At 74.3% G+C, this 3,093-nt stretch carries 4 protein-coding genes; all 4 read left to right on the plus strand.

The annotated features are described in order from the left end of the window. A partial coding sequence (locus tag AC2VNT_RS08705; RefSeq protein WP_486946473.1) for an RsmB/NOP family class I SAM-dependent RNA methyltransferase occupies window positions 1-836 on the plus strand: 836 nt, incomplete at its 5' end. Window positions 837-882: 46 nt separating this feature from the next. Next, complete coding sequence (locus AC2VNT_RS08710; protein ID WP_486946474.1) at window positions 883-1,761, plus strand: alpha/beta fold hydrolase; 879 nt, start codon at window positions 883-885, stop codon at window positions 1,759-1,761. 26 nt (window positions 1,762-1,787) lie between these two features. Then, complete coding sequence (gene rpe / locus AC2VNT_RS08715) at window positions 1,788-2,486, plus strand: ribulose-phosphate 3-epimerase (RefSeq protein ID WP_486946475.1); 699 nt, start codon at window positions 1,788-1,790, stop codon at window positions 2,484-2,486. Continuing rightward, window positions 2,483-3,093 (plus strand): bifunctional diaminohydroxyphosphoribosylaminopyrimidine deaminase/5-amino-6-(5-phosphoribosylamino)uracil reductase RibD (gene ribD, locus AC2VNT_RS08720; RefSeq protein WP_486946476.1); only part of this gene is annotated, 611 nt, incomplete at its 3' end. The genes rpe and ribD, both read left to right, overlap by 4 nt.

The following is a 3,093-nucleotide window of genomic DNA, read 5'->3' on the forward strand; positions in this document are numbered from 1 at the left end:
CGGCCGGCGAGCTGGACGCGGTGCTGGCCAGCGACGACGACCGGCCCCGGGTGCATCTGGCGGCCCGGCCCGGGGCGATGACCGCCGCCGAGCTCGCCGACGAGGCGGACGGCACCGTCGGCCGGTTCTCGCCGTACGCGGTGTACCTGCCGGCCGGCGACCCCGGGCAGCTGGCGTCGATCCGTGACGGCCGGGCGCTGGTGCAGGACGAGGGCAGCCAGCTGGTGGCCCGGGCGCTCACCCTGGCCCCGCTCGACGGCGACGACGCCGGCCGCTGGCTCGACCTCTGCGCCGGGCCGGGCGGCAAGACCGCGCTGCTGGCCGCGCTCGGCGCCGCCACCGGGGCGCGGGTCGCCGCGGTGGAGCCGTCGACGACGCGGGCGGCCCTGGTCAGCGGGAACACCCGGGGCCTGCCGGTCGACGTGTTCACCGTCGACGGCCGGGACAGTGGTCTGCCGCCTGGCTTCGACCGGGTGCTGGTCGACGCGCCGTGCACCGGGCTGGGGGCGCTGCGCCGTCGTCCCGAGGCGCGCTGGCGCCGGCAGCCGGCCGACATCCCGGCGCTGGCCAAGCTGCAGCGGGAGCTGTTGGCCGCCGCGATCGGGCTGACCCGCCCGGGTGGGGTGGTGCTCTACGCCACCTGCTCACCGCAGCTCTCCGAGACCGTCGGCGTGGTCAACGACGCGCTGCGCCGCCACCCGGTGCAGGCTCTGGACACCCGGCCGCTGTTCGCCCCCGTCGAGGCGCTCGGTGACGGCCCGCACGTGCAGCTGTGGCCGCACCGGCACGGCACCGACGCCATGTTCGCCGCGGCGCTGCGGGTATCGCCCGGCTGACCCCGTCGCGGGATACCCTGCAGGCAGGACGGAGCCGAAAAGGAGGATGCAGGTGGGAGCGACCCCGACCCGGTTGCAGACATTCGTCAACGACGGGCTGACCTTCGACGTCATCGACGAGGGGCCGCTGCACGGGCCGGCCGTCGTTGCGCTGCACGGATTCCCGGAGCGGGCGGAGAGCTATCGCGGGATGATCCCGGTGCTCACCGAAGCCGGAATCCGGGTGATCGCCCCCAACCAGCGCGGCTACTCCGCGGGTGCCCGCCCCAAGGGTGTCAGGTATTACGCCGTCGACCGGCTCGTCGGCGACGTTCTCGCCCTCGCTGATCAGGCCGGGCTGACGACATTCCATGTGCTGGGCCATGATTGGGGTGCGGCGGTGGCCTGGGGACTGGCCGCCGACCACCCCGACCGGGTCCGCACCGTCACCGCGTTGTCGGTGCCGCACCCGCGCGCGTTCCTCGCCGCGCTGCCCCGCGGGCAGTTTCTCCGGTCCTGGTACATGCTCGCGTTTCAGCTACCGTGGCTACCCGAACGGTTCTTCGGGTGGGGGGTCAAGCGACCGGACAGCCGGCCGGCCCGCAAGGCGAGATCCGCGATGAAGGTCTCCGGCGCGGCATTCGCGGAGATGGCCGCGCTGTGGAACGAACCGGGTGCCGCCACGGCGGCACTGAACTGGTACCGCGCCCTGCGGTACGGGCCCAAGTCGATCGGGAAGGTCCGGATCCCCACGCTCTTCGTGTGGAGCACCGAGGACGCCGCCCTCGGTCGGGCGGCCGCCGAGCGCACCGCCGACTACGTCGAGGGACCGTACCGGTTCGAGGTGCTCGAAGGCGTCTCGCACTGGATCCCCGAAGAACGACCCGATGAGATCGCGGCGATGGTCATCGCGCACATCTTCGGGCACGGGCGCGCGGCGTCGTAGCCGCGGTGGGCTTTAGGCTTACCCCCATGTCTGCCAGTCCCCGTCGGCCGATGATCGCGCCGTCGATCCTGTCTGCCGACTTCGCCCGGCTCGCCGACGAGGCCGCCGCCGTCAAGGGCGCGGACTGGCTGCACGTCGACGTGATGGACGCGCATTTCGTGCCGAACCTGACGCTGGGCCTGCCGGTGGTGGAGAGCCTGCTCAAGGCCACCGACATCCCGGTGGACTGCCACCTGATGATCGAGGACCCGGGCCGCTGGGCGCCGCCGTACGCCGAGGCCGGCGCCTACAACGTCACCTTCCACGCCGAGGCCAGCGACAACCCGGTCGCGGTGGCCCGCGACATCCGGGCGGCCGGCGCCAAGGCCGGGCTCAGCGTCAAACCGGGCACCCCGCTGGAGCCCTACCTGGAGATCCTGCCCGACTTCGACACCCTGCTGGTGATGTCGGTGGAGCCGGGCTTCGGCGGCCAGGTGTTCATCCCCGAGGTGCTCGGCAAGGTGCGCACCCTGCGCAAGCTGGTCGACTCCGGCGAGCTGACCATCCTGGTGGAGATCGACGGCGGCATCAACGCCGACACCGTCGAGCAGGCCGCCGAGGCCGGGGTCGACTGCTTCGTCGCGGGATCGGCCGTCTACCGCGCCGACGACCCGGCCGCCGCGGTGGAGGCGCTGCGCCACCGGGCCCAGCAGGCCAGAGCCGCGTCGCCGCACCTGTCCCGATGAACCAGCCGGTCGACCGCGACGCCGCGATGTCGCTGGCCGTCGAGCGGGCCGAGCGGGTCAAGGGCGGCAGCTACCCGAACCCGCCGGTCGGCGCCGTGGTGCTGGATCGCGACGGCCAGGTGGTGGGGGTCGGCGGCACCAAGGCGGCCGGGCGAGACCACGCCGAGGTGGTGGCGCTGCGCCGGGCCGGGGAGCTGGCCGCCGGCGGCACCGCGGTGGTCACCCTGGAGCCGTGCAACCACCACGGCACGACACCGCCGTGCGTGGACGCGCTGCTGGCCGCGGGCGTCGCCGAGGTGGTCTACGCCGTCGCCGATCCCAACCCGGTCGCGGCCGGCGGCGCGGCCCGGCTCGCGGCGGCCGGGGTGCGGGTGGTCGCCGGCGTGCGGGCCGACGTGGTGGCCGCCGGGCCGCTGCGCGAGTGGCTGCACAAGCAGCGCACCGGCCGGCCGCACGTCACCTGGAAGTACGCCACCAGCGTCGACGGGCGCAGCGCCGCCGCCGACGGCTCCAGCCAGTGGATCACCAGCGATGCAGCGCGCGCCGACCTTCACCGCCGCCGCGCGGCCGCCGACGCGATCGTGATCGGAACCGGCACCGTGTTCGT

This window comes from Mycobacterium sp. TH-M15 (genome assembly GCF_057473705.1).

What these genes read in the sequence shown, in the direction of transcription:
- rpe (WP_486946475.1), top strand. Translation starts at nt 1,788, where the DNA reads ATGTCTGCCAGTCCCCGTCGGCCGATGATCGCGCCGTCGATCCTGTCT.
- AC2VNT_RS08710 (WP_486946474.1), top strand. Translation starts at nt 883, where the DNA reads ATGCAGGTGGGAGCGACCCCGACCCGGTTGCAGACATTCGTCAACGAC.